The sequence below is a fragment of the Mesorhizobium sp. B1-1-7 genome (assembly GCF_006442705.1).
GTDB classification, from domain to species: Bacteria; Pseudomonadota; Alphaproteobacteria; order Rhizobiales; family Rhizobiaceae; genus Mesorhizobium; species Mesorhizobium opportunistum.
On the sequence record NZ_VFWQ01000015.1, the window covers coordinates 117907 to 139612 of the forward strand.

The 21706-nt window shown below is 60.9% G+C and carries 23 protein-coding genes and 1 pseudogene; 8 read left to right on the plus strand and 16 right to left on the minus strand.

Translation table 11 applies throughout. The features are described 5' to 3' along the window. Positions 1 to 82: 82 nt before the first annotated feature. Positions 83 to 1360 carry a 5-aminolevulinate synthase gene (gene hemA / locus FJ978_RS24710; RefSeq protein WP_140574688.1) on the minus strand — a complete coding sequence of 426 codons (1278 nt, stop codon included), beginning with the start codon at positions 1358 to 1360 and terminating at the stop codon, positions 83 to 85. A gap of 239 nt (positions 1361 to 1599) precedes the next feature. Between hemA and FJ978_RS24715 the strand changes: the two genes are divergently transcribed. Next, positions 1600 to 1857, plus strand: a complete 258-nt coding sequence (locus FJ978_RS24715) for a hypothetical protein (RefSeq protein WP_342447416.1) — start codon at positions 1600 to 1602, stop codon at positions 1855 to 1857. Here the strand turns inward: FJ978_RS24715 and fixJ are convergent. Both fixJ and FJ978_RS24725 read right to left on the minus strand, forming a co-directional pair. Further along, positions 1854 to 2468, minus strand: coding sequence for a response regulator FixJ (gene fixJ, locus FJ978_RS24720; RefSeq protein WP_013897085.1), 615 nt, complete (start codon positions 2466 to 2468; stop codon positions 1854 to 1856). The genes FJ978_RS24715 and fixJ overlap by 4 nt on opposite strands. Further along, positions 2455 to 4107 (minus strand): PAS domain S-box protein, encoded by a 1653-nt coding sequence (locus FJ978_RS24725; RefSeq protein WP_013897084.1) that lies wholly within the window; start codon positions 4105 to 4107, stop codon positions 2455 to 2457. Before FJ978_RS24725 ends, fixJ begins: the two co-directional genes overlap by 14 nt. 144 nt (positions 4108 to 4251) lie before the next feature. On the opposite strand from FJ978_RS24725, the gene FJ978_RS24730 reads away from it, so the two are divergent. Continuing rightward, positions 4252 to 5064 (plus strand): universal stress protein, encoded by an 813-nt coding sequence (locus FJ978_RS24730; RefSeq protein WP_140574690.1) that lies wholly within the window; start codon positions 4252 to 4254, stop codon positions 5062 to 5064. A 205-nt stretch (positions 5065 to 5269) separates the two neighbouring features. Further along, complete coding sequence (locus tag FJ978_RS24735) at positions 5270 to 5539, plus strand: DUF6455 family protein (protein ID WP_140574692.1); 270 nt, start codon at positions 5270 to 5272, stop codon at positions 5537 to 5539. Between the two features lie 74 nt (positions 5540 to 5613). Here FJ978_RS24735 and FJ978_RS24740 read toward each other — a convergent pair whose 3' ends face one another. Continuing rightward, on the minus strand, positions 5614 to 6312 hold the full coding sequence (locus FJ978_RS24740) for a CBS domain-containing protein (RefSeq protein WP_140574694.1): 699 nt from the start codon (positions 6310 to 6312) through the stop codon (positions 5614 to 5616). Positions 6313 to 6477: 165 nt separating this feature from the next. Here FJ978_RS24740 and FJ978_RS24745 point away from each other — a divergent pair, with 165 nt between their 5' ends. Then, complete coding sequence (locus FJ978_RS24745; RefSeq protein WP_140574696.1) at positions 6478 to 6693, plus strand: DUF1858 domain-containing protein; 216 nt, start codon at positions 6478 to 6480, stop codon at positions 6691 to 6693. Positions 6694 to 6696: 3 nt separating this feature from the next. Here FJ978_RS24745 and FJ978_RS24750 read toward each other — a convergent pair whose 3' ends face one another. Continuing rightward, positions 6697 to 7398: a Crp/Fnr family transcriptional regulator gene (locus tag FJ978_RS24750; RefSeq protein ID WP_140574718.1), complete on the minus strand. Its 702-nt coding sequence runs from the start codon at positions 7396 to 7398 to the stop codon at positions 6697 to 6699. A 153-nt stretch (positions 7399 to 7551) separates the two neighbouring features. Here FJ978_RS24750 and FJ978_RS24755 point away from each other — a divergent pair, with 153 nt between their 5' ends. From FJ978_RS24755 to FJ978_RS24765, 3 genes and pseudogenes are all read left to right on the plus strand, one after another. After that, positions 7552 to 7986, plus strand: a complete 435-nt coding sequence (locus tag FJ978_RS24755) for a pseudoazurin (RefSeq protein WP_140574697.1) — start codon at positions 7552 to 7554, stop codon at positions 7984 to 7986. Positions 7987 to 8102: 116 nt separating this feature from the next. Continuing rightward, a pseudogene (locus FJ978_RS24760) lies at positions 8103 to 9222 on the plus strand (NnrS family protein). A gap of 206 nt (positions 9223 to 9428) precedes the next feature. Beyond that, a complete protein-coding gene (locus tag FJ978_RS24765; protein WP_140574699.1) occupies positions 9429 to 9926 on the plus strand; it encodes a cytochrome b in 498 nt (165 codons plus the stop codon). Positions 9927 to 9996: 70 nt separating this feature from the next. On the opposite strand, the gene FJ978_RS24770 is transcribed toward FJ978_RS24765, so the two are convergent. From FJ978_RS24770 to ccoN, 10 genes are all read right to left on the minus strand, one after another. After that, entirely contained in the window at positions 9997 to 10866 is an 870-nt protein-coding gene (locus FJ978_RS24770) for an SUMF1/EgtB/PvdO family nonheme iron enzyme (RefSeq protein WP_013897075.1), read from the minus strand. A 54-nt stretch (positions 10867 to 10920) separates the two neighbouring features. Further along, a complete protein-coding gene (gene nirK / locus FJ978_RS24775) occupies positions 10921 to 12027 on the minus strand; it encodes a copper-containing nitrite reductase (RefSeq protein ID WP_140574720.1) in 1107 nt (368 codons plus the stop codon). Positions 12028 to 12229: 202 nt separating this feature from the next. Further along, complete coding sequence (gene ccoS / locus FJ978_RS24780; RefSeq protein WP_013897073.1) at positions 12230 to 12391, minus strand: cbb3-type cytochrome oxidase assembly protein CcoS; 162 nt, start codon at positions 12389 to 12391, stop codon at positions 12230 to 12232. Further along, the gene (locus FJ978_RS24785) at positions 12388 to 14694 is read right to left on the minus strand and encodes a cation-translocating P-type ATPase (RefSeq protein ID WP_140574701.1); all 2307 of its coding nucleotides are present in this window, start codon (positions 14692 to 14694) and stop codon (positions 12388 to 12390) included. The genes ccoS and FJ978_RS24785 overlap by 4 nt, the downstream gene beginning before the upstream one ends. Further along, positions 14691 to 15188 (minus strand): FixH family protein, encoded by a 498-nt coding sequence (locus FJ978_RS24790; RefSeq protein WP_140574703.1) that lies wholly within the window; start codon positions 15186 to 15188, stop codon positions 14691 to 14693. The genes FJ978_RS24785 and FJ978_RS24790 overlap by 4 nt, the downstream gene beginning before the upstream one ends. Beyond that, positions 15185 to 16744 (minus strand): cytochrome c oxidase accessory protein CcoG, encoded by a 1560-nt coding sequence (gene ccoG, locus FJ978_RS24795; RefSeq protein ID WP_140574704.1) that lies wholly within the window; start codon positions 16742 to 16744, stop codon positions 15185 to 15187. Before ccoG ends, FJ978_RS24790 begins: the two co-directional genes overlap by 4 nt. 173 nt (positions 16745 to 16917) lie before the next feature. Continuing rightward, positions 16918 to 17781: a cytochrome-c oxidase, cbb3-type subunit III gene (ccoP, locus tag FJ978_RS24800; protein ID WP_140574706.1), complete on the minus strand. Its 864-nt coding sequence runs from the start codon at positions 17779 to 17781 to the stop codon at positions 16918 to 16920. A 2-nt stretch (positions 17782 to 17783) separates the two neighbouring features. After that, positions 17784 to 17933 (minus strand): CcoQ/FixQ family Cbb3-type cytochrome c oxidase assembly chaperone, encoded by a 150-nt coding sequence (locus FJ978_RS24805; RefSeq protein ID WP_013897068.1) that lies wholly within the window; start codon positions 17931 to 17933, stop codon positions 17784 to 17786. Between the two features lie 12 nt (positions 17934 to 17945). Then, positions 17946 to 18677 (minus strand): cytochrome-c oxidase, cbb3-type subunit II, encoded by a 732-nt coding sequence (gene ccoO, locus FJ978_RS24810; protein WP_013897067.1) that lies wholly within the window; start codon positions 18675 to 18677, stop codon positions 17946 to 17948. 11 nt (positions 18678 to 18688) lie between these two features. Next, entirely contained in the window at positions 18689 to 20299 is a 1611-nt protein-coding gene (gene ccoN / locus FJ978_RS24815; RefSeq protein WP_140574708.1) for a cytochrome-c oxidase, cbb3-type subunit I, read from the minus strand. 150 nt (positions 20300 to 20449) lie between these two features. On the opposite strand from ccoN, the gene FJ978_RS24820 reads away from it, so the two are divergent. Next, positions 20450 to 20947 (plus strand): hemerythrin domain-containing protein, encoded by a 498-nt coding sequence (locus FJ978_RS24820; RefSeq protein ID WP_348640328.1) that lies wholly within the window; start codon positions 20450 to 20452, stop codon positions 20945 to 20947. Here the strand turns inward: FJ978_RS24820 and FJ978_RS24825 are convergent. Beyond that, positions 20944 to 21672 carry a Crp/Fnr family transcriptional regulator gene (locus FJ978_RS24825; protein ID WP_140574724.1) on the minus strand — a complete coding sequence of 243 codons (729 nt, stop codon included), beginning with the start codon at positions 21670 to 21672 and terminating at the stop codon, positions 20944 to 20946. The two genes, FJ978_RS24820 and FJ978_RS24825, sit on opposite strands and share 4 nt — an antisense overlap. Positions 21673 to 21706: the final 34 nt, after the last annotated feature.

Consider the following 21706-nt stretch of genomic DNA (forward strand, 5'->3'; position numbering starts at 1 on the left):
TGCTCCTTGGAGGTTTGTCGTCATCCTGGAGCGACGCCGAGATCGGCGCCTTGCGCCTGATCAATGTTTTCTCTTTGCGGCTTCAGCCGCCTGACTTGGGCGCGAGCAGCGGAACGATCCGGTCGCTCTTGGCGACAGAAGGCCGGCCGGCGGAACCATAGGGAATGCCCAGCGCATCCCAGGTCTCGACCAGCGCATCCTGCAGTCCCGCGATCAACTCATCGGAATGGAAGGGCGTCGGCGTGATGCGCAGCCGCTCGGTGCCGCGCGGCACGGTCGGGTAGTTGATCGGCTGGATATAGATGCCGTGCACGCCAAGCAGGCGGTCGCTCGCCATCTTGCACAGTTCGGGGTCACCGACCAGCAGCGGCACGATATGGGTCGGCGATTCCATCACCGGCAGGCCGGCGGCCGACAGGATCTGCTTGGTCCGGCTCGCCTGCTGCTGCTGGGCGTCGCGCTCGGCCTGCGAGCGCTTGAGATGGCGGATCGAGGTGGTGGCCGCGGCGGCGATCGCCGGCGGCAGCGCCGTGGTGAAGATGAAGCCCGGTGCGTAGGAGCGCACCGCGTCGATCACCGCACTGGTGCTGGTGATGTAGCCGCCCAGCGTGCCGAACGCCTTGGCCAGCGTGCCTTCGATGATGTCGATGCGGTCGGCCAGGCCCTCGCGCTCGGTGATGCCGCCGCCGCGCGGTCCGTACATGCCGACCGCATGGACCTCGTCGATATAGGTCATGGCATTATGGCGCTCGGCGAGTTCGACGATCTCCTTGATCGGCGCGATGTCGCCATCCATCGAATAGACGCTTTCGAAGACGATCAGCTTGGCGCGTTCGCGGCCCGCCGCCTGCAGCAGGCTTTCCAGATGCGCGACGTCGTTATGGCGGAAGATCTTCTTTTCGGCGCCCGAGCGCCGCACGCCCTCGATCATCGAGGCGTGGTTCAACTCGTCCGAAATGATCAGGCAGTTGGGCAAAAGCCGGGCGATGGTCGAGATCGACGCTTCGTTGGAGACGAAGCCGGAGGTGAAGACCAGGCCTGCTTCCTTGCCGTGCAGGTCGGCAAGCTCGTGCTCGAGCTCGACCAGCGGGTTCGAGGTGCCGGAAATGTTGCGGGTGCCGCCGGCGCCCGAACCCATCTTGCCGGCCGTGTTCTGGAACGCGGCGATGACGTCGGGATGCTGGCCCATGCCGAGATAATCATTGGAGCACCAGACGGTGATTTCCTCGGCGCGGCCGTTGGAACGCCATATGGCGCGTGGAAACTTGCCCGCGATGCGCTCGAGGTCGGCGAAGACGCGATAACGACGCTCGGCATGGAGCTGGTCGATCGCTTCCTCGAAGAACCGCTGATAGTTCATGTCAAACCTTCCTGAATGAAAAAGCCGAGTGGCCGCGAGAGCTGGTCGAAGCTCTTGGCGTCACCTTTGCAGCCGCAAGATGGGCTCGCATTGAGCCAGGTCAATTTTTGCTAGCGCGCTCGACGGTTCGGCGAAATGACTTTCTTCCTTCAGTTCGAAGAACGGACTCCAAGCGCAAAAGCATGTCTGAGCACCTGCCAGGTTAGTCGGCCTCAACCCATCATTTGGCCACCGCGAAAATGATTCAAATCAAAGCGCTGCAGGAGTCCTTCTTTCACAGTGGCGCGATGTGGAATCCGATCGCAAGCGCGCCATATGGCCGTAGCCTCGAACTGGCCGTCATCGATGATGACGGCCTGCACCCGCTCGTATTTCCCTGTGAAAAAGGTAAGGAAGGCTGGAAGGACGCTGCCACCGGTGCTCGCGTTGACATTCGGCCGACCCACTGGCGGCACTGGAAGCCAGAACACAAGCAGACAAATTCACTTCCTGCTTAATGCGTGGAGTCGGCGATCATAGCCATGCGCACGAGGTGCGACAGGCTGCCCGCGCCCATCTTGCTCATGACATTCGCGCGATGAATCTCGACCGTTCGCGGGCTTATGCCGAGATCGTATGCGATTGTCTTGTTCGGCAGGCCCAAAACCAGGCCATCAAGCACTTGCCGCTCACGTTCCGAAAGCGTGGACAAACTTTTCCGGATCTCGGAGGCTTGCGGATGCGCAACCGCCGCATGACTGCGATTGTCCAGAGCCAGGCGGATCGCATCGATAAGGATCTCGTCGTCGAACGGTTTCTCGATAAAATCGGCAGCTCCCTCCTTCATCGCCTGAACCGCCAGCGCAACGTCCGCGTGACCCGTCATGACAATCACAGGGACAGTGCGGCCGCGCGCTCTGAGCTGACGCAGAAATTCGATACCGTCGATCCCCGGCATGCGCACATCGGTAAGGATGCAGCCGTCTATGTCCTTCGTCGACGTTGCCAAAAACGCTGTGGCCGACTCGTGCAGGCGCACAGCAAAATCGGCCGTTGCAAGAAGAAATCCCAGCGATTTGCGAACGTCGACGTCATCGTCGACCACGTGCACGACATCATTGCCTGCCATTAGCGACCTCGTCCTTTTCGACAATGCGCAGGGTGAATCGAAATGCGGTTCCTCCGCCTGGCATTGCCTCAGCCCAGATATGACCGCCGTGAGATTCGACGATAGTGCGGCAAATGGACAGGCCCACACCCATGCCCTGTTTTTTTGTGGTGATGAAGGGTTGGAACAGTTGTGCCGAAATTTCTGGCGCCAAGCCTGGGCCCGTATCCTTCACGCTGACCTCCGCCATTCCGTCCGCTCGTGTTCTGGTAACCACCCGCAACTCACGGCGCGGCGCTCCCTGCATAGCCTCCACCGCATTGCGCATCAGGTTGAGCAGAACCTGCTGGATTTGGATACGGTCGGTCAAAACGAGTTCAGCCGCCGGGTCAAGCTCATAGCTGACGCGCACGTCAGCTTCCCTGGCGCCCACCAGAGCAAGCGATGAGGCTTCCTCGATAATCGTAGCCAACCGCTCCACCTGACGCTCGCTTTCGCCGCGTGCGACGAAATCCCGAAGATGCCGAATGACGTCTCCAGCCCGCAAGGCCTGCTCCGCTGCCCTTTCAACGGCTTCACGCAACATCTCGGCGTTGTCGTCCTTGCTCTTTTCGAGAAGCCGGCGGCTGCCTTTGAGATAGTTGGTGATGGCCGTCAGTGGCTGGTTGATCTCATGCGCCAACGTCGAAGCCATCTCGCCAAGCGCAGTGAAGCGGGCCATATGAAGCAGTTCCTGCTGCTGCTCCAGGATCCTGGCTTCCGATTTGTGTCGTTCGGTGAGATCGCGGCAGAAGCCGGTAAAGAACCGGCCGGTTCCCGGATGCATTTCGCCGACAGCGAGCTCCATCGGAAATGTCGATCCATCCTTGCGCATCCCGGTCACCGTTCGGCCCAGACCGATAATCCGGCGCTCTCCCGTGGTCAGATAGCGCTGCAGGTACCCGTCGTGCTCCTCCCGATAGGGTGATGGCATGAGCATGCTGACATTCGCACCAATGACTTCACTGGATTTGTAGCCGAACAAAGCTTCGGCGGCCGCACTGAAGGATTGAATGCGAGCCTGCTCGTCGATGACGACCATGGCATCGGGAACCGTCGCCAGAATTGACCGCAGATGGTCCTCGCGCAGCTGGAGGGCGGCGTTGGCGAAGGAAAGGTCACTGACATCCGTGCCCTGGACAAAGATCGCGGTGATGCGCCCATCATCAGCCTTGATGGGCTGGTAGACGAAGTCGAGGATGCGTTGCTCTGTGATTCCCTCTTTGGGATTGCGAAGGACGACTTTGACACCGCGCCCGACATAAGGCTCGCCAGTCTCGCTTACCTGGTCGAGCAGTTCGAAGAAGCGCTGACCCTCAAGCTCGGGCAAGGCCTCCCGCACCGGCTTTCCGATGACCTGCCGCTGACCGATCAAGCGTTGATAGGCGGCGTTGGTCAATTGGAAAACATGGCCGGGCTCGCTCAGCAAGGTCATGAACCCGGGAGCTTGCTCAAACATCAGGGCAAGAAGCTCATGTTCCGCGGCGCCGCGCTGTTCCTCGCGCTTACCATCGGAAAGCACTGCCGCCGCGGTTTCGCGGCCAGATGGGACTGGCGCCTTCTTGCTCACATGCAGCCCTTGGATTTGAGAACCGGCAACGCCGGCTGATGTAGCACTCATCCCTTCTCAGGCATACCGCTCTGGAACGAGTAGAATCGCGCCCGCGACAATCAAGACGCCGTCCTTTGACCCGCATCAAGGTGTCGGAGGCCGAAGCGTGCAATTTCGCAAGGCATTCCGCCGTCTTCAGCGCGAGGAGTTTTCATGTCCTACAGGTCGATAGTCGTCAATCTCGCAGTAGACGCGGATCCGGCGCCCATTGTGAAGCTCGCTGCGGGTCTTGCCGAGCGCTTTGACGCTCATCTGATTGGCCTGGCCGCCGCGGATGTCCCGCCACTAGTCAGAACCGGCGAGGGTTTGGTCTACGAAGGTGAGGTCATGCAGATCCAGCGGACGGAAATCGAAAAACGCCTCGCGGAACTGCGCGGCGAATTCGAGCGGCTGGTTCCGTCCGCCGTCAGCAGCGAATGGATGCAGCAGGTCTGTAGTCCGACCCGCCTGCTTAGCACTGCCGCACGCGCGGTTGACCTGATCGTGACCGGCGGTGGTGAAGGCGGTAATGTCTTCCGCGCCGTCGATGTCGGTAGTCTGGCACTTGGCAGCGGGCGGCCCGTCTTTGTCGCAGCCGACAATGTCGAGCATGTCTTGGCAAAGACCGTCCTCGTCGCTTGGAAGGATGCCAGGGAGGCGCGCCGGGCGATCGCTGATGCATTGCCCTTTCTGTCGAAGGCCAATGAGGTGGTCGTCGCCACGATAGAGGACGATGCCGATGACAGTGTCCGCAACAGCCTGGCGGACGTGGCGGTCTATCTCGAGCACCACGGCATCATGGCGAGGACGGAAATACTTACGGGCGAGGCCAAAGCAGAACGGCTCTTGGCGTTCGCGCGCTCGATCCGCGCTGATCTGATCGTCTCTGGCACCTATGGTCACAGCCGATTGCAGGAATGGGCGTTCGGCGGCATCACCCGAACACTGCTTCGGGAGAGCGGCATCAATCGGCTCATGTCGTACTGAGCCAATAGCCTGGCTTACAACCGCAGGGCACGAAATCACAGTCCGGATCGAACCGATCCTTCAAGAGAGCCTTTGACCGTGATCACAATTGCTGGCTCGGAGATCGGAAGCGGGGGACCGGATGCCGACGAAGCAGTTTGTTGACCGAGATCAATGTGATGGCGCTGCCTGCGGGCAATGATGGGCATGTGCAGGAGCAAACCACATGACCTTTCTCGACTATCTGATTTCGGTTGACGCCAGGACGGCGTTGATGGGCCGCATGATGCGGACACTGGGCGTCGACAGGCAATTGAAGGTCGTGCCGGATCACGCGGCTGTCACCAACCGGGCGGCAAACCGCTGCCGTGCCTGCGGTCATCAAGACGAATGCTCGACCTGGCTCGACGAACATCACCAAGCTGACGAGCCGCCAGCCTATTGCCGCAACAGTGACCTGGTCGCTCGGTTGCAACACGTGTCTGGCGACCGATAGTCGTTCACCTCGTCCGGACAGCAAAATGAAATGAACGCGGGTGGCGAAAGCCGCGAGCGAGTTCACCCTGGAGCTCATGAAACAAGAAGTACGGACGTCGGTCCGGTGCAGAAAAGATTGTCCTTCACCGCTTTGACACCGGGGACGTTTTCCGCGGCCACAATCGCTGACTGACGTTCGCGTTCGTCGAAGATGGCGCCGCTCAGTTCGACCGCTCCATTTTCCACGGCGACGTCGATCGTATCGGCTCGAGCCCACTTCTGTGCCGAAAGTTCCGCGACAATGTTTTGTCGAATCTGCTCGTCGCTGGCGGTGTTCGATGTCGAGCTTGACCAAACACCCACCAACGCCCGAACCAGATCTGAGCGCGTGACGATGCCAATCACCTTTCCCTCGGCAAGGACAGGAATGCGATTGACGTGGTGCCGGGTCATCAGTTCGACGACTGTCGCAAGCGAAGTTGTCGGGGATGCCGTGACGACACTTTCGCTCATCACCTCTTCAATCCGCCGTCCGTTGGCCAGGACATATTCTTCGGCAGCTTTTCCCGGGCTGATGAGAAATTCCAGCCAGCGTGGCCGCTTGCGCTGCGTGCCCAATTCCCGGCGGCGAAGGAAGTCGCCCTCGCTGACAATACCCATCAGTTCACCATCGTTTCGAATGACGGGAAGACCGCTGATCTTGTTGGCGAGCATCAGTGCTGCCGCATCGGCGACTGACGCAGACGGGTCAACCGCGATCACCGGCGTGGTCATTATCGCTTCGGCTTGCATGGCTGCCTCCTCGGACAATTCCCCACGCATATCGAAGTCTTGCTCGCGGCGTCCTTGATCTGAATCACTTTCAGGGATCGGCAACGTCGGCGGCAGGTTTGCGAAAGCGCAACGATCGCAGGGTTGGGGGGATGTATGACGACACTCTCAACTGCGGAGGCGACCGTGAAGAAGTCCGGTTCTATCAGACCCGACATGGTCGTGGACGAGATCATGAGACAATGGCCGGCAACGGTGCCGGTGGTGCTGAGCTACAGAATGCTTTGCGTCGGCTGTCCGATCGGCGCTTTCCACACCGTGGCCGAAGCAGGCCGCGAGCATCAGGTGGACGAAACCCGATTCATTTTAGACTTGGAATCGGTCGTTCGAGGAGAACGGTGAGGATCACCCCTTGGCCCGGCTCTCGGCGAGAACGACGAGGCGATGCGCATCCTTGACCGTGACTTTCTGGCGTCCGCTGACGATTATTCCGATGTCTTCCCATTTGCTCAGCAGACGGCTTACCGTGTGCAGCGTCGTGCCTGTCATCTCGGCAATATCCTGCCTGGAAATCGGGAAGTCGATTTCGATGCCGATGTCGATCTTTCGGCCGGTCTGGTTTGCCAAACGCAGCAACGCATGCGCGACCCGCTGCTCGACCTGCTCCGTCGACATCTCGACCACCCGCGTCTGGGTTTCCTGCAGCCTGGTACCGACGGTCTTGTAGGTGGTTGCTCCAAACGCCGGAAATCGTCGCACCAGCTCCGGCCAGAGCGCGTTGGGCCAGGCCAGCACCACGCAGTCGACCGCAGCGACGGAGCTGGCGGGATAGGTTGTCCGGCCCAGCGCGGCGGCGACGCCAAAGATCTCGCCTTCGCTGATGTATCTGGCGATGACCTGCTGTCCGTCCGGCGTGGTGCGGACGACCCGTATGTGACCCGAAATCAGCACGAAAAACGAATGGGCCTCGCTTTCCTGTTCGAAGATCGCGGACTCCTTGGCATAGCGTGATGACCGAGCGCTTCTGAGGATTTCGTTTTGCTCTTCGGGAGCCATCCCCTGGAAGAGCGGCAGCTGCGATATTAGCGATCGGTGCAGCGCAGCCAAAACGAATTTCCTCACGACCCCGAGACGCTGCGCCAATCGCGCGGCAAACCTTTCTTAGCGCGAGTTTGCGCCAGCGCAAATTGTTCGCAGCCGCATCGGGCTAAATGACGTGGAACGGCGCAATGCCGCGAACATGAGACAAAGGATAAATCGATGAAACTCTTCCTCGCTGCTGCAATCTCCCTCCTCGCGCTCGCCGGCGGCGCACGCGCGGAAGAGCATGTCGTGCAGATGCTCAACAAGGGCGAAAAAGGCGCCATGGTTTTCCAGCCGGCCTTCGTCAAGGCCGCACCCGGCGACACCGTAAAGTTCGTGCCGACCGACAAGACCCATGACGCCGAGTCGATCAAGGGCATGATTCCGGATGGCGCCGAGCCGTTCAAGGGCAAGCCGAGTGAGGAGATCACCGTTACGCTGACCAAGGAAGGTGTCTACGGCGTCAAATGCGCGCCCCACTATGGCATGGGGATGGTCGCTCTGATCGTTGTCGGCAAGCCGGTAAACCTGGATGCGGCGAAAGCGGTCAAGCACGTAGGCAAGGCAAAGACAGTGTTCGCCGACCTGTTCACCCAGGTTGCGGGTAACTAGCCGCAACCAGACAGCCTGCTCGCCGCAAGTCGGAGTGGGCAAGGGCCGGATGGACCGAGGGCGGCGGTTCATCCGGCTTTTCATTTGAGGATACAAGTCATTTGGGGACACAAGTCATGGCAATTGCACGTCTGCGGCGCTATTCCGGTCCCGCCTTTCTTTCCTACGGGTTCAGACCCTTCTTCTTCCTTGGGTCACTGTATGCCGCGCTCTCGATTCTGCTCTGGCTACCGATCTATGCGGGCGAGCTCGAGGCCCACAGTGTATTTGTTCCGATCGATTGGCATATCCACGAGATGCTGTTCGGCTATCTGCCGGCGATCGTTACCGGGTTCCTGCTGACCGCCATCCCCAATTGGACTGGCCGGCTGCCCGTACAAGGCTTGCCGCTGCTGACGCTGGTTGTCCTGTGGCTTGCCGGGCGCGCCGCTGTCTTCTTCTCGGCTGACATCGGCTGGCAAGCAGCCGCGGTGATCGACGGCTCATTTCTGTTCGCGGTGGCTGCCGCCGCCGCCCGCGAAATCATCGCCGGACGCAACTGGCGCAACCTCAAGGTGCTGCTGCCGCTTGTCGTGATGGCCAGCGCCAACGGCGCGTTCCACATCGAGGCCCATGTCCAGGGCACGTCGGACATCAGCCGCAGGCTCGGAATGTCCGCGGCGATCCTGCTCATTTCGCTGATCGGCGGACGCATCATTCCAAGCTTCACGCGCAATTGGCTCGTGCGCGAAAATCCTGGCAGGCTGCCGACGCCATTCGACCGTTTCGACATTGCATCGCTGGCCATTTCAGCCATCGCTCTGGGTGTCTGGACGTTCGCCCCCGACAACGATATCTCCGGGCTGCTCCTGGCGGCCGCCGCCACCAGCCAGGCATGGCGGTTGGCGCGATGGGCTGGCGATCGCACCTTGCGGGATCCGCTCGTTCTCATTCTTCTTGCCTGCGATGGTGCCGGTTGCTGCAGGACTCCATGCTTTGGGCGCCGGCGCGGTCGGCTCGATGACGATCGCGGTGATGGCCCGCGCCACGCTTGGCCATACCGGTCGGCAACTACGGGCCGAACCGCAAGCGATTGTTGTCTCCGCCGCGATCCTCATCGCAGCCATGTTGCGCATACTTGCTGTTTTTATCCCTTATGACGGGATCGTTCATGCCGCGGGCGCTGCATGGATTCTGGCGTATGTCGGCTTCCTCCTGACTTACGACATGGCCTTGACGACGCAAAAGGCCAGGTAGCGACGAAAGAGACTGTGAGACCAGCCCTGCCGCTACAGTCAAGGCGGCAGGGCGGCGGCTGTGCTTTCATGACACGCATGCCCGTCGGCTTACAAATGCGTAAGCTTCCGGCCACAATTCCGGGAGGATTCGAGCCCAATTGTGCCGAGGTTTCCAGGCTATTCAGTATCGCGACTGCGCAGCTGTTGAATCATCAGGGGAGTCACATGACGGAAACCAGGATTGGCTATTCATCTTACCAAATTGCGCTTCATTGGATCGTAGCGGCGCTGGTGTTGTTCCAACTGTTGTTCGGGGAGAGCATGACAACCGTGGTCGACGCGGCCGAAAATGGAGCCGCGGTCTCTCCTGCCGACCAGACATTGGGCTCTGCTCATTTTTGGGTGGGGATTTCGATCCTGACGCTCGTGTTCGTCCGGCTCACAATGCGCCTGATATCCGGTGCTCCTCGCCCGGCGGACCGCGGGCCCGCCTGGATGCGGATCGCCGCGCGTGGATCGCACGGCCTTTTCTATCTTCTCTTGCTCGCAACGCCGATTGTTGGACTCCTCGCTTTCTATATTGGCGATCCGTGGGGCGACATCCATTCGCTCAGCAAGCCGGTGTTTATCGTCCTGATTTCGGTTCATGCCTTGGCGGCCCTGTTCCACCAGTACTGGCTTCGCGACGGCACGCTGAAGCGGATGCTGTCGCCCGGTCGGTAGGACGGGTCTGGCAAATTTGTCGCCCACGTCAAAGCCGGGCCTGTTGGGCATACTCTGACGGCGCCTGCCGTCAGATCATGCCCAAATGGGAGAGCAGATCGCTCGCCCAGCCAGGGCGATCCCGAACCAGCCTAAACCCCAGATTGTCGGGGGGCAGGCCAACAGCGCAGCCTCCGCTTTTTCCGTCGCTGACGAAGTTCGACATATAGGCTCTGTGAAGGCCTTCGAGGACGTGGACGCCGCAATTGTCGACCGAACTCGCAACACCGCTTCCGTCTTCGGCCAGCGTCGTGCGGACATAACAGGTCGAAGTCCACTCCCAGACGTTGCCGGAGAAGTCGGCCAGGCCGCGCGAATTCACACCAAAGGAGCCCCGGCTCCTTGGCAACGGGTCCGGTTTGCGATTGAGGTCAAGCTCTGCCTGGTAGCTGGTGAGCCAACGTCTGGCCGGGTTGTCGGCATCGTTTTCGACACCCTCGAATTCCCCAGCAAACCGCTCCGCCGCGGCAAAGGCCCACTCTTCGTCGGATGGCAGCCGCCACAGGCTGCCGGTCACATCAGAATACCACCGGGCGTAGGCAACGGCGTCGAGATAGCTCACTCCTGTTGCAGGTGCATCGCGCGGGATTGAGCGGGTCTCCTCCGCCGGCCGACAGGCGCCAGCCGACACACAATCCGCGTAGTCGGCAGCGCTGACCTGATAGGTCATGATCTCGAGCGGACCGTTGAGTTGCCGCTCGACTTTGGGATTTGCTTGCGGGCGTCCGCCCCTAAGGTACTCGCCCGGCATCGGATAGATGATCGAACCTGGAAGCAGGCTGACCGTCATGGCAGCGACATGGGACTGTCTACGGCCACTGGCTGTCTGTATCGATAGCCCAACCGGCACGGCTGCGGCCATCATGGCGATCGGCATGAGTTTCAGGATGAAAGCCGACATGTCTTTTGTCCATGCCCGGACAGCATTGCTGTCCGGGCAAATTGAAAGTGCCGTTCAGTTGATGGCGATGGGCTTGGGTGCTTCGACCTGCGTCATCAGGTCGTCATTCCAATCGCCCTCGACCTTGAAGTGAGCGGTTGCTCCGAGTTCCACGGCCTCGATCAGATTGTGATTGACGTAGGCGTAGACGCCCGGCTGCAGGAATGTATAGAGCGCCGCCCCCGCAGAACCGCCGCGGATGAACCAAGTCTCCAGATCCTTGGCCGGCGGGTTTGCGAATTTGCCCAGCTCCCAGACATAATCGCCGTGGCCGCCGATCAAATGCGGCCGCGTATCGCGATTGGCCTGAGAATGGACGATGAGCACCGTTTCGCCGACCTTGGACTTCATGGCGTTGTCGCCGGTCAGGGATCCGACCTTGCCGTTGAACACCACATGGGTCGGAATAAGCCCACGCATCACCTTGACGGTGTCATCGTAGCCGTCGCCGGCGGATTCGTAGCTCTTGAAATTGCCCTTCTCGTCGCGCGGAATGTAGAAGTCACTCTCGCCGATGTAGAAGATCTTGTCGTACTTGACCGGTTCGCCCTTGTCGTTCCTCAGCCCGTCGCGCGGCAGCACCATGACGGCACCGTTCATGCCGGACACGACGTGCCAGGGGATCATCGCCCCGCCGGGGGCGCAGTGATAGACAAACGTTCCCGTCCGAGTCGCCTTGAAGCGCAGGGTCACCTGTTCGCCCGGATTGATCAAGGTCAGGCCCCCGCCACCCAGGCCGCCGGTCGCGGCGTGGAAGTCGATGTTGTGGGCCAGCGAGTTGGTGTCGGGATTGATGAGGGTCAGCTCGAGGTAGTCGTCCTGGTGCACGACCATCAGCGGGCCCGGGATCGAGCCGTTATAGGTCATCGCGTTGAGCTTTGCGCCGTCGGCATCGATGACGACAGGTTTTTCCTCGATCGTCATGGTGAACTCGACGATCTTCGGGCCGCCCTTGGCGATCTGGTCATGCGGATGCACAAAAGGCGGTGCCACGAGCGTGATCTTTTCACGGGGCAGCCCGCGGATCTCCGCCTTTGTGACCGTTGCCGACAATGCCGGCAGTGCCGCAACGGCGGCAGCGCCGAGCGCTGCTCCGAAGAGGGCTTCGCGTCGCGTGATCATGTCAATCTCCTGTGTCTCGACCGTTGCGGATGAGAAGAAAGCTACAGGACCTGACGCAGGGTTTCTTTGCGCTGGCGCAAATTGATGGGCATTAATCGGAGAAATAACAGCCTGGAATACAACGATCTCGCGCGCCACGATTGAGGTGGAGAGGTTGGTGTCTCGGTCTTCTTCCAAAGGAGAGCTGTCACCAACGATTATCTTAGATCAGTGGACGCTTTTTCTCTTCTGGATCGATGAGAATTCGCTCGGCTGCACCGTCGAGATCTTCATACTGGCCACTTTTCAACGCCCACAGGAAGCCGCCCAAGCCAAGTGCGCCAAGAAAGAGAGCGACGGGTATGAGATAGGTGAGGGTGGTCATGACGACCGGGCCAGTTCGTTGAAGTCGGACAGCCTGTCACGGCGAACATTTTTGGCCTGTGAAATGGGCTCGGCTGTTCGTAGTCGCAACGCATTTCCGATGACAAGCAGTGATGAAGCGGACATGGCAATTGCCGCTATCAAGGGCGTGACGTGCCCAAGTATGGCGATCGGTACTGCCACCGTATTGTAGACGATTGCGATTGCGATGTTCTGCCGGATCAGGCTTCCAGCCTTGCGCGAGACGTCCAGCGCGAGCGGCACCGCCACGAGGCTTTCACGCAGGAAGACGAAATCCGCGGCGTTGCGGCCAACATCGGCGGCGGTGGCCGGTGCGATGGAGACATGCGCTGCGCTCAGCGCCGGCGTGTCGTTGAGGCCGTCGCCAACCATCAGAACCCTGTGCCCAACTTTCGCGAGGGTCTCGATGCGTTCAAGCTTGCCGGATGGCAGCAGGCAGGGAACGAAGTCGTCGATTCCGAGTGACTTCGCAACCTCGGCACAGGCTGCCGCAGTATCGCCCGACAGCATCTCCACGGGAACCCCGGCGTCGCTCAATTGATCGATGGCCGCTCTGGCGTCGGCGCGCAATGCATCCTCGAAAACGAAGGATGCGGCAATCATTCCGTTTCTCGTCAAGACCGTTCCGCCGTAGCCGTGTTTGCCCTCACCGCCGGTTCGAGCCTTCCAGCCGGCCCATCCGCGTCGGCCCAGTCGCCAGGTACTTCCCGCGCGCCAGGTACTTCCCGCGTCGGTGGCCTCGATTCCGAATCCCGGATGCTCGGTGACGGCATCGAATTTGAGCTGCCCGCCAGGAATCGCAAAGCCGGCTATGGCCTTTGAAAACGGATGACGCGAGTGCGCCGCCAGGTCGGCTGCGACTGTCAGCATGGCGGGATCGATCGACGGCGCGTTGACGAGCCGGGGCTGGCCAAGCGTCAGCGTTCCGGTCTTGTCGAACACCGCAATGTCCACACTTGCCAGGCGTTCCATGGCGGAGCCGTCCTTGACCATGATGCCGTTCTCGAACAGGCGCCTTGCGGCGACCACCTGCACGATCGGCACCGCGAGGCCAAGCGCACACGGGCATGTGATGATGAGGACGGCGATGGCGATCGTCATCGCCCGATGCCAGTCGCCGGCCGCCGCTATCCAGCCCAGGAATGTCACAAACGCCGTCAGATGGACCACCGGGGCATAAAGCGCTGAAACGCGGTCGGCGATACGGCGATATTGCGCGCGGCCGCCCTCGGCGGCCTCCATCAATCGGACCATTTCCGCCAGGAACGAATCCCTTGCGGCGGCTGTCGCCTCAATCGTCAGCGGGCCGGTAAGATTGAGCACGCCGGCCTGTACCGCTTCGCCCGGCGCCACGTTTTTCGGCGTGCTTTCGCCTGAGGCCAGCGAGCAGTCGAGATCCGACGTTCCCTGGATGATCTTGCCGTCGACGGGGATCCTCTCCCCGGCCGCGATCAACAACCGCATGCCTGGTTCGATCTCGCCGACCGGCAGATAGTCGCGCGCGCCATCGCCGCGCAGCACCATGGCGCCACGCGCGGCCAGCTGAGACAGGCCTTTCACGGCAGTCCGGGCACGCTCCCGCATCACATGATCCAGCGTGCGTCCGATCAAAAGGAAGAACAGCAGCGATACCGACGCGTCGAAATAGGCGTGGTCGCCATGATTGATCGTCTCATAAAGGCTCATGGCGTAGGCGAGCGAAACACCGACCGCGATGGGCACGTCCATATTCATGCGGCCATGACGCAAAGCATTCCAGGCCGAGCGGAAGAAGATGCCGCCCGCGAAGGCGAGGGCAGGAATGGCGATCAGCGCCGAGACCCAGTGAAACAGGTCGCGGGTAGCACCTTCGGCGCCGGACCAGACAGAGACCGAAAGCAGCATGATGTTGCCCGCCGCAAAGCCGGCAACAGCGACGGCGCGGATCAGTTCGGCAAGCGTCTTGTCCTTGTCGTCGATCTCGGGTGCGAACAGATGCGCCTCGTAGCCCAGCCTGCCAAGCGCGGCGACGAAGGGTGGCACCTCGTCTCCACGCCACCGGACCGCGACCCGTTTCGTCGACAGGTTGACGCGCGCGCTTTCGACGTGATCGAGCTTTCCAAGTGCCGCCTCGATCGCCTGGATGCAGGCGGCGCAATGAACCGCCGGCACTGAAAGGTCGGTCTGCCGAAGACTGTCGCCAAGCGATCGGCTCGCCAACCTGATCTCCTGGCTGGATGGCAGGACCGACGTGGCGCCGTTCAGATCCAGCGCCATTTCAGCGCCCGGTGCACAACAGCTCACTGCAGCGCTCCATGAGAAATCATGATCCTACGGACGTCGCGATAGGGTCGTGCCAGGCCGGCATCGGCGTCGACTTCGACGATCCAGACGCCGTCCTTCGGCATATGCTGCGCTGCGAATTCCTGGCCTGAGGCGAGGGCGAGCGTGACGGATTCGTCCTCTTTCTCGTAGGCGGGATGACGAAACAGCACCTTGACACCGTGCAGAGGAACCGGCTTGCCGGCTGCGTCGGAGAGGCTGTAGCGGACTTCGCCCCATGCGATGGTCAGCTTGCCGGTCCAACCGAGCGCTGCTTGGGCGCGGCCGGCCTCGGCCTCCTTGTTGAATTGCTGGCTGGCCACATAGGTGTTCTCGACGACGAGGCCGGTCCAACTCGTATTGGCGAGCGTGGCCATGGTCAGGTTGACCGCGATGACCACCCCGAAAAAGATGAGAATGATGGCCAGCATGTGCCTGCCTGTGAATTCGCGAGGCTTTTGGGTATTGGCGGTCATTTGGCGGCCTCTGGCGCGTTGAATGTGGCGGTGTACTCGTTCGACTCGAAGCTCGCTCTATCCTCGACACGGAACTTGAAGGTCTGTGCCGGTGCGTGGATCTGGTCCGCCGGCTGGCGAACGAAGACCTTCAACGTTTTCAGGCGGTCGGGCTCGACCGGGATGGCGAAAGACCGGCCGGCCGGGATGTCGTCGCCGACGACGACCATATCGGCACCCTCCAGGCCTTGCATGGTGACGACGATTGTCCTTGGCTCAGGGATCATGTTGAGCAGCTTGACGGTATAGCCGTTGCGGATGGAGCCATCGGATAGCGTGACGAATTGCGGATTGCGGTCATGCAGCACGTTCAGCTCGAGCCGATCGCGCGTCAGCAGCGAATAGAGCAGGCCCAGCCCGATCAGCGACCACAGGCCCATGTAGACGTAGGTGCGCGGCCGGAAGATCTTGCGAATGTGAAAATGCGCCACCTGATCGGAGAAGGTGCCGACGGCAGTCCTGACCAGCGACGGATTGATTGAACTGGAGCCGCCTGCGGTCGCCAGCATCATGTTGGCGTTGTAATCGGAGAGCGTCGCGTAGGAGATCAGCCCGCGCTCCTTGCCGAGCTTGTCCATGACGCCCTCGCAGGCGTCGATACACAGCGCGCAGGTGATGCATTCGAGCTGCTGGCCGTCGCGAATGTCGATCCCCATCGGGCAGACCGCGACGCAGGCATTGCAGTCGACGCAGTCGCCGACGGACTGCCCTGTCGCTTGCACCTTCTTGGCGTGACGCGAGCGCGGTTCGCCGCGCCAGTCATTGTAGGTGACGGTGAGCGAGTTCTCGTCGAGCATGGCTGCCTGGATGCGTGGCCATGGGCACATATAGGTGCAGACCTGTTCGCGCATCAGGCCGCCGAACGTGTAGGTGGTCGCCGTCAACACGGCGATGGTGATGTAGGCGACAGGCGCGGCGGTACCGGTGAAAAGCTCGCCCACAAGTGTCGCTGCATCAGCGAAATAGAAAATCCAGGCGCCGCCGGTCGCCGCGCCGATGACCAACCAGACGGCGTGCTTCGATAGGCGCAGCATCAGCTTGCGGGCGGTCCAGGGGCCAGCGTCAAGTTTCATGCGGGCGTTGCGGTCCCCCTCGACCGCACGTTCGACGACAAGGAACAGATCGACCCATACGGTCTGCGGACATGCATAGCCGCACCAGGCACGGCCGACAGTCGAGGTGATCAGGAAAAGTCCAACGCCGGCCATGACCAGGAGGCCGGCCACGTAGAAGAATTCCTGGGGCCATATCTCGATGAAGAAGAAGTAGAAGCGCCGATTGGCAACATCGAGCAGCACGGCCTGGGCCGGGGCAAATGGACCGCGATCCCAACGCAGCCACGGCGTCAGGTAGTAGATGCCAAGCGTGATCGCCATCACCAGCCATTTGAAGCGGCGAAAGTTGCCCGAGGCGCGCTTTGGGAAGATTTTCTTGCGCGCAGCGTAGAGGGGCTGACGTGTCTTGGCGGAATTGACCGCCTCGGCTTCCAGCCGTTCTACCTGCGTCTTGTCCAGCACGACTATCTCCACTTGCACGCAGACCGTGATTTTGAGCGCGCTGGGCAACATTGCCGCCGCCTGGACCGACCCGCGTTGATGCAGGTCAATCGGCGAATGCCGAAAAGATCGAGGCCCGGACTGGCCGGGCCTCGTCGCTCAGGCGGTGAAGGGCAGGAAATAGGGCCCCCGACCTATTCCCCACCGCCGAGCGAATGGATGTAGACCGCCAACTCCTTGACCTTGGTCTCGCCGAGACGCGCGCCCCATGCAGGCATCACGCCCTGCTTCGGTGCGCGAACCTGGTCGGCGATTGCCGTCTCGCCCGACCCGTAAAGCCAGATCGCGTCGGTCAGGTCGGGTGCGCCGAGTTCCCTGTTGCCTTTTGCATTGTCGCCGTGACAGGCGACGCAGTTTTCGGCGAAGACCCTGGCGCCGGGTTGAATAAGAGTTGCATCGCGGACCTTGCCGGACAGGCTGGCAACGTAGGCGCTGACCTGAGCGATCTGGTCGGCGGTGATGATGTCCCCGAAGGCCGGCATTTCCGACAGACGCGTGTCCGGATCTGAAGCGAAGCGGATGCCGTGCGTGATCGTCTGCTGGATCTGCTCGGCCTTGCCGCCCCACAGCCAGTCGTCGTCGTTGAGGTTGGGAAAGCCCTTGGAACCCTGGGCGCCGGAGCCGTGGCACTGCGTGCAGTTGACCTTGAATGCGGCGCCGCCGGCCGCGACCGCGAATTCCCGCAAGGCATCGTCCGCGGCGATTTCGGAGACGCTTTTCGACTCCACCGCCGCGACGTATTTGCCCTTCGCTGCTTCCGCCGCCGCCAACTCGTTCTTGACGTCGTTGCGGCTCGAATAGCCGAGAACACCCGTTGTCGCCGAGTGCAGCAGCGGCCATGCCGGATAGGCGATGGTGTAGCCGATCGCCCAGACGATGGTGACGTAGAACGTGATGACCCACCAGCGCGGAAGTGGGTTGTTCAGCTCCCGGATGCCGTCCCATTCGTGACCCGTGGTTGAGACGCCGGAGATTTCGTCGATGTGTTCGTCGCTCATGATCACTCGTCCTCGAGGGGAATCCGGGCTGCTTCGTCCGCAAGCTTGCGGCTGCCGGGGCGCAGCGCGAAGACAATTGCCCCCGCAAAGAAAAGCGCCATGGCGACAAGACCCCAGCTGTCGGCAAACTCCCGCATAAAATTGTAATTCATGGAAAAAACTCCTCAGCGGTAGCCGGCGGCTTCGTCGTAGTTCTTGAAATCGACCAGCGTGCCCAGCATCTGCAGATAGGCGACGAGGGCATCCATTTCGGTGACCTGTTGCGGGTTGCCGTCGAAGTCGCCGATCTTGGCTTTGGGATAACGGGCCTCAAGACCTGATGTGTCGGCGTTGGGATCAGCCTGCGCCATCAGATCGGCATTGGCGTGCGCGACCATATCATTGTCATAGGGGACGCCGACCCGCCGGTTGGCGACAAGGTGCGTCGAGAAGTCCTTCACGTCGATCGGCGCGTCCTTCAGGAACGCGTAGCTGGGCATGATGGATTCCGGCACAACGGAACGCGGATCGGAGAGATGCGCGACATGCCATGCATTCGAATATCGGTCGCCGACCCGGGCGAGATCCGGCCCCGTCCGCTTCGATCCCCACTGAAAGGGATGATCGTACATCGACTCGGCGGCCAGGCTATAGTGGCCGTAGCGCTCGACCTCATCGCGGAACGGCCTGATCATCTGGCTGTGGCAGAGGTAGCAGCCCTCGCGCACATAGATGTTGCGTCCGGCAAGCTCGAGCGGCGAGTAGGGCCGCATGCCTTCGACTTTCTCGATCGTGTTATCGAGGTAGAAGAGGGGTGCGATCTCGACGATGCCGCCGACGGTCACCACAAGAAGGGAGCCTACGAGAAGCAGCGTGGCGTTCTTCTCGATTAATGCATGTCTATCGATCAAGCCCATGTTCTGGCTCCTTATTCGGCAGGCTGAAGGGCGGGAACGGAGCCCGGCATCGGTTGCTCCTCACGCTGGTGGCCGAGGATGGTCATGGTGATGTTCCAGGCCATGATCAGGGCACCCGAGAGATACATGGCGCCGCCCATGGCGCGCATGACGTAGTAGGGGTGCATGGCAGCGACGGTCTCGGCGAAGGAGTAGACCAGGAAGCCCTGCTCGTCGTATTCGCGCCACATCAGGCCCTGCATGATGCCGGACACCCACATGACCGCGGCGTAGACGACGATCCCCAGGGTCGCCAGCCAGAAGTGCCAGGTAACCAGCCGCAGCGAATAGAGCCGGTTACGGTTCCAGAGCTTCGGCACCATGTAGTAGATCGCGCCGAACGAGATCATGCCGACCCAGCCGAGTGCACCGGAGTGCACGTGACCAATGGTCCAGTCGGTATAATGCGATAGCGAGTTGACCGCCTTGATCGACATCATCGGACCTTCGAAGGTCGACATGCCGTAGAAGGCGATGGCCATCACCATCATGCGGATGATCGGGTCGGTGCGCAGCTTGTCCCAGGCGCCGGACAGCGTCATCAGGCCATTGATCATGCCGCCCCAGGACGGCATCCACAGCATGATCGAGAACACCATGCCGAGCGTCTGCGCCCAGTCGGGCAGGGCGGTATAGTGCAGGTGATGCGGCCCAGCCCAGATGTAGAGAAAGATGATCGCCCAGAAATGGATGATCGAAAGCCGGTAGGAATAGACTGGACGGTTCGCCTGCTTGGGCACGAAATAATACATCATGCCGAGGAAGCCGGCCGTGAGGAAGAAGCCGACCGCGTTGTGGCCGTACCACCATTGCGTCAGCGCGTCCTGGACGCCGGAAAAGGCGGAGTAACTCTTGGAACCGAGGAAAGAGGCCGGCATCGAAAGGTTGTTGACCACATGCAGCATCGCGATGGTGACGATGAAGGACAGGTAGAACCAGTTGGCGACGTAGATGTGCGATTCCTTGCGCTTCAGGATCGTGCCAAGGAACAGGATGAGGTAAGCGACCCAGACGATGGTCAGCCAGATGTCCACGTACCATTCGGGTTCGGCGTATTCGCGGCTCTCGGTGATGCCGAGCAGGTAGCCTGTCGCGGCCATTACGATGAAAAGCTGGTAGCCCCAGAAGACGAACCAGGCGAGATCGCCGCCGAACAGGCGGGCGCGGCAGGTACGTTGCACGACGTACAATGACGTGCACAGCAGCGCGTTGCCGCCGAAGGCGAAGACGACACCGGACGTGTGCAGCGGCCGCAAACGGCCGAAATTGAACCAAGGCTGAATATTGAGATCGGGGTAGGCCAGCTGCAGCGCGATGACCACGCCGACCAGCATGCCGACGACACCCCAGAACATCGTGGCGATGGCGCCGTAGCGGATTGGACCGTCCATGTAAGCGGATGGGTCGATCGGAGCGGCAACTTCGAAGCTCGAGTTGCGAATGAGGATGGCGACAAAACCGAGCAGTACGAAGAACAGCACCCACATGTGCTGCCGGAACGGCTCGTCCACGCCGAAGCCGGCGGCCACCAAGGCCGCGAATGTAAAAAGGCTCAACGCGAAGATTTGTGTGCCGAACTTCATGACATTTCCCCGACCTCGAATTCCCTACGCGGACGTCAATCCGCGGCAACACCAATTCCGCAGCCGGCACGTCCCCGCCTTGATCCATGTCAAAGTCATATGCATTTGGATTGGGCAGGCTTGATCCTGCGAACGATCAGGAGATTGCCGTTGAACTCGCAGACAGGAGGGGGACCGTTTCCACTGCATGCAGGCGGCAAAAATTCGATGCCGGCAGGGTCTGCTGCGGTGATGAAACGTGTACACTTGGAAAAACTGCAGCTCTGCGATGCCTTGGAAAGGATCGCGGACACGCTGCCCAAGGTCGACACTTTGGCATGCTTGGCGGTAGCGAACGCAATCGTTCCGCTGTTGCGCGACAGTCATCGATACGAAGAGACGGTCATATTCCCCGCTTACGAGACGGCGTTGGCCGGCAGTGATGCCAATCTTGATTCAGCAAGGCGATTGAGCGCCGAGCATATCGAGGACGAATGCTTTGCCGGTGAGTTGACCGAGATGTTGCTGGCGATCGGCCACGGCAAGACGATCGACAATGCCGAGGCGGTTGGGTTCATGCTGCGCGGGTTCTTTGAAAGCCTGCGCCGGCATATCGCCTTCGAGCGCGAGCATGTCCTGCCGATGATTGGGTTTGTCGATTGGGCCTAGGCGCCGGAGCGGCGCTGCAGTCGATTCAAGCTATCGACAATGACATGCCGATTGTTCTCGATGCGGATCACGCCATCTGATCGCAGCCGGGTCAGCTGACGGCTGACAGTCTCGATCGTCAGACCGAGGAAATCGGCGATGTCGGCGCGGGTCAAAGGCAGATCGAAACTTGTCGACTGGGCGGCCGGATCAAGCGTGGGGTCGATGTTCCTGGCGATCATGAGTAGGAAGCTCGCCACCTTTTCCGAAGCACTCTTGCGGCCCAGCGTCACCATCCAGTCGCGGGCGTCATCGAGTTCGTTCAGCGTCTGCTTGAAGAGACGATGCTCTAGTCCCGGCGATTCCTTCATCATCCGTTCGATGGCCGCCTTTGGGAACGAGCACAGGGAGACTGCGGTTGCGGCTTCGGCGTTGATCGCGCTTTCCACCTTGAAGGGCCTGCCCAGAAAATCGGGAGCAAATTGAAGCCCGACAATCTGCTGGCGCCCGTCCGAAAGGCTTTTCATCAGCTTGACCACGCCGGAAAGCACATTCGCGTAGCTGTCGACGGCCTCGGCGTCACCGATCAATTCCACGCCCGCTTCAACGGTATGCTTCGACGAGGTCTTGGCGAGGCCCACCAGCTGGTCCGGATCGAGCGCGCCGCAAACGCCATGATGCCGCGCTTCGCATGACTGGCAAAGCACGGGAATGCCGGCGCTATGTACATCCTGACGCACTGTCATCGTGGTCGTCCGCGAACCCAAAGGTTCCGTCAGG

Bases quoted from the DNA above. Each gene is read 5' to 3' on its own strand.
- FJ978_RS24825 (WP_140574724.1), bottom strand. From the start codon at position 21,672: ATGACAGTGCGTCAGGATGTACATAGCGCCGGCATTCCCGTGCTTTGC.
- FJ978_RS24740 (WP_140574694.1), bottom strand. From the start codon at position 6,312: ATGCAAGCCGAAGCGATAATGACCACGCCGGTGATCGCGGTTGACCCG.
- FJ978_RS24730 (WP_140574690.1), top strand. From the start codon at position 4,252: ATGTCCTACAGGTCGATAGTCGTCAATCTCGCAGTAGACGCGGATCCG.
- FJ978_RS24715 (WP_342447416.1), top strand. From the start codon at position 1,600: ATGATTCAAATCAAAGCGCTGCAGGAGTCCTTCTTTCACAGTGGCGCG.
- fixJ (WP_013897085.1), bottom strand. From the start codon at position 2,468: ATGGCAGGCAATGATGTCGTGCACGTGGTCGACGATGACGTCGACGTT.
- nirK (WP_140574720.1), bottom strand. From the start codon at position 12,027: ATGATCACGCGACGCGAAGCCCTCTTCGGAGCAGCGCTCGGCGCTGCC.
- FJ978_RS24755 (WP_140574697.1), top strand. From the start codon at position 7,552: ATGAAACTCTTCCTCGCTGCTGCAATCTCCCTCCTCGCGCTCGCCGGC.
- ccoS (WP_013897073.1), bottom strand. From the start codon at position 12,391: ATGACCACCCTCACCTATCTCATACCCGTCGCTCTCTTTCTTGGCGCA.
- FJ978_RS24765 (WP_140574699.1), top strand. From the start codon at position 9,429: ATGACGGAAACCAGGATTGGCTATTCATCTTACCAAATTGCGCTTCAT.
- FJ978_RS24805 (WP_013897068.1), bottom strand. From the start codon at position 17,933: ATGAATTACAATTTTATGCGGGAGTTTGCCGACAGCTGGGGTCTTGTC.
- FJ978_RS24770 (WP_013897075.1), bottom strand. From the start codon at position 10,866: ATGTCGGCTTTCATCCTGAAACTCATGCCGATCGCCATGATGGCCGCA.
- FJ978_RS24725 (WP_013897084.1), bottom strand. From the start codon at position 4,107: ATGAGTGCTACATCAGCCGGCGTTGCCGGTTCTCAAATCCAAGGGCTG.
- FJ978_RS24790 (WP_140574703.1), bottom strand. From the start codon at position 15,188: ATGACCGCCAATACCCAAAAGCCTCGCGAATTCACAGGCAGGCACATG.
- ccoO (WP_013897067.1), bottom strand. From the start codon at position 18,677: ATGGGCTTGATCGATAGACATGCATTAATCGAGAAGAACGCCACGCTG.
- ccoN (WP_140574708.1), bottom strand. From the start codon at position 20,299: ATGAAGTTCGGCACACAAATCTTCGCGTTGAGCCTTTTTACATTCGCG.
- ccoP (WP_140574706.1), bottom strand. From the start codon at position 17,781: ATGAGCGACGAACACATCGACGAAATCTCCGGCGTCTCAACCACGGGT.
- hemA (WP_140574688.1), bottom strand. From the start codon at position 1,360: ATGAACTATCAGCGGTTCTTCGAGGAAGCGATCGACCAGCTCCATGCC.
- FJ978_RS24735 (WP_140574692.1), top strand. From the start codon at position 5,270: ATGACCTTTCTCGACTATCTGATTTCGGTTGACGCCAGGACGGCGTTG.